This is a genomic window from Streptomyces sp. NRRL B-24572, from assembly GCF_002156145.1.
Lineage (GTDB): Bacteria > Actinomycetota > Actinomycetes > Streptomycetales > Streptomycetaceae > Streptomyces > Streptomyces vietnamensis.
Genome location: NZ_MWIG01000388.1, coordinates 1 through 2,805, shown reverse-complemented (window position 1 = coordinate 2,805; position 2,805 = coordinate 1). Strand labels below are relative to the sequence as shown.

The 2,805-nt window shown below is 73.7% G+C and carries 2 protein-coding genes and 1 pseudogene; 1 reads left to right on the top strand and 2 read right to left on the bottom strand.

Features of this window, described 5'->3' with window-relative positions:
• Positions 1-192, bottom strand: a pseudogene (locus tag CCN56_RS44765) (AraC family transcriptional regulator); the annotation flags it as partial.
• An 84-nt stretch (positions 193-276) separates the two neighbouring features.
• Here CCN56_RS44765 and CCN56_RS22940 point away from each other — a divergent pair.
• Positions 277-2,037: a beta-galactosidase family protein gene (locus CCN56_RS22940; protein WP_086829573.1), complete on the top strand. Its 1,761-nt coding sequence runs from the start codon at positions 277-279 to the stop codon at positions 2,035-2,037.
• Positions 2,038-2,139: 102 nt separating this feature from the next.
• Here the strand turns inward: CCN56_RS22940 and CCN56_RS22935 are convergent.
• Positions 2,140-2,805, bottom strand: a 666-nt coding sequence (locus CCN56_RS22935; RefSeq protein WP_086829571.1) for a trypsin-like serine protease, incomplete at its 5' end; no start/stop codon positions are given.

The following is a 2,805-nucleotide window of genomic DNA, read 5'->3' as shown; positions in this document are numbered from 1 at the left end:
GGTGGTGCGGCGCCCGTCGGCGCCCCGGTACCAGCCGCCGCCGGCGGAGACGACGACGGCGACGTGGTGGTCGAGGGTGCGCGGGCCGACGGTGGGCAGGGTGCCGTGCTGGAGTCCGACGCCGAGGCAGACGAGGCCGAGGCGGTGGTGGACGGGGCTGGGCGTGAAGTAACGCATCCAGGTGTGGTACATCGCGCGGCCCGCTCCCTCTAACGTCCAAACTGCGACGATCTTTGTCCATGGACCGTGCCGCCGCCAGGGGGCCAGGGTGAGGCCATGAGCACGTTCGCTGTGGGTGACGAGGACTTTCTGCTCGACGGGCGGCCGGTGCGGCTGCTCTCGGGGGCGCTGCACTACTTCCGGGTGCACGAGGGCCACTGGGAGCACCGGCTCGGGATGCTGCGCGCGATGGGCCTCGACTGCGTCGAGACGTACGTCCCGTGGAACCTGCACGAACCGGAGCCCGGCCGGTACGCGGACGTGGAGGCGCTCGGCAGGTTCCTGGACGCGGTGCAGCGGGCCGGGATGCGGGCGATCGTGCGCCCGGGTCCGTACATCTGCGCCGAGTGGGAGAACGGCGGGCTTCCGCACTGGCTGACCGGGCCGCTCGGGCGGCGGGTGCGGAGCCTCGACCCGGAGTTCCTGGCGCCGGTGGAGTCCTGGTTCCGGCGGCTGCTCCCGCAGGTGGTGGAGCGGCAGGTCGACCGGGGCGGTCCGGTGGTCCTGGTGCAGGTGGAGAACGAGTACGGGAGTTACGGGACCGACCTGGGCTATCTGGAGTGGGTGGCGGAGCTGCTGCGGGGCTGCGGGGTGAGCGTGCCGCTGTTCACCTCGGACGGTCCCGAGGACCACATGCTGACGGGCGGTTCGGTGCCGGGGGTGCTCGCGACGGCGAACTTCGGCTCGGGGGCGCGGGAGGGCTTCGCGACGCTGCGCCGGCACCAGCCGTCGGGTCCGCTGATGTGCATGGAGTTCTGGTGCGGCTGGTTCGACCACTGGGGCACGGAGCACTCCGTACGGGACGCGACGAACGCGGCGGCGGCACTGCGGGAGATCCTGGAGTGCGGGGCCTCAGTCAATGTGTACATGGCGCACGGCGGGACGAACTTCGGCGGCTGGGCGGGCGCGAACCGGGACGGCGAGCTGCACGACGGTCCGCTGCGGCCGACGGTGACCTCGTACGACTACGACGCGCCGGTCGACGAGGCGGGGCGGCCGACGGAGAAGTACTGGGCCTTCCGCGAGGTCCTCGCCCGGTACGCGGAGGGGCCGCTGCCGGAGGTGCCGGAGCCGCCGGCCCGGCTCGGGGCGCCGGTGTCGGGCACGTTCGACGGCTGGGCGCCGCTGGACGGGATCCTGGAGGTGCTCGGCGGCGAGGAGACGGTGGCGCCGATGCCGCCGACCTTCGAGGAACTGGGGGTGGACCGGGGCCTTGTCCGCTACCGGGTGGCGGTGCCGGGCCCCCGGCAGCCGTACCCGCTGGGCGTGACGGGGCTGCGGGACCGGGCGGTGGTGTACGTCGACGGCCTGCGGGCGGGGGTGCTCGACGAGGAGGACTGCTTCCTTCCCGAGCCGGTGGCGGGTCCCGCGCTCGTGGACCTGTGGGTGGAGTCGCTGGGCCGGGTCAACTACGGGCCGCGGGTCTCGGAGCCGAAGGGGATCACCGGCGGCGTACGGCACGAGCGGCAGTATCTGCACGGGGTACGGGCCCGGGCGCTGCGTCTGGACGCCTTCGAGGCGGCGGCGGTCGGCAAGGTGCCGTTCGGTCCGGCCTCCGCAGACCCGGTCCCCGCAGGTCCGGGCCTCTGCCGGGGGGCGCTCGATGTGGCCGGGGCCGGCGACGCGTGGCTGCGGCTGCCGGGCTCGACCCGCGGCTTCGTGTGGGTGAACGGCTTCTGCCTGGGCCGCTACTGGTCGGCGGGCCCGCAGGAGGCGCTGTTCGTGCCGGGGCCGGTACTGCGGGAGGGCGCGAACGAGGTGTGGGTCCTGGAGCTGGAGGGCGGGGCGCCTTCCTCGATGGAGCTGGCCCCGGCGTGAGCGTGAGGGTGCCCCGGAGCCGAGGCCGCTCCGGGGCACCCGTTCACGGTTGCCGCCGGGTCCGGGCCCCGTGGGCCGGGCGTGACGGCGGCGACAGGTCCGCTACAGCGTGGCCGCGGCGGACGTGATGGCGGCGGCGAAGGTCGAGACCTCCGTGTAGACGCCGGGGTAGCCGGCCCGCGCGCAGCCCTCGCCCCAGCTCACGATGCCGACCTGGATCCAGGCGCCGTTGTCGTCCTTGCGGAACATGGGGCCGCCGGAGTCGCCCTGGCAGGTGTCGACGCCGCCCTGGCTGTAGCCGGCGCAGATCTCGTCGCTGGGGACGAGGTCGCTGCCGTAGGCGGCCTGGCAGGAGGCGTCGGAGACGAACGGGACGTTCGCCTTGAGCAGGTAGCGCTGCTGTCCGCCGCCCTCGCGGGCGGCGCCCCAGCCGGCCACGGTGAAGGTGCCGTTGTTGTACGCGGTGGTGTCGGCGATCTTCAGGTTGGGCAGCGAGGTGATCGGGCTGGCGAGCTTGATCAGCGCCCAGTCCTTGCCCTGGCCGGTGTAGCCGGGGGCCTGGAGGACCTTGGTCGACCTGACCTTGATGGCGCTGCTCGACTGGAGGTCCACGACTCCGGCGGTGGCGGTGATGCTGGTGTTGGCGCCGGAGCCGCTGACGCAGTGGGCGGCGGTGAGGACGATCTGAGGGGCGATCAGGGAGCCGCCGCAGCCCATGGAGAGCCTGACCATCCAGGGGAACTCTCCCTGGGCGGCGCGGGTGCCGCC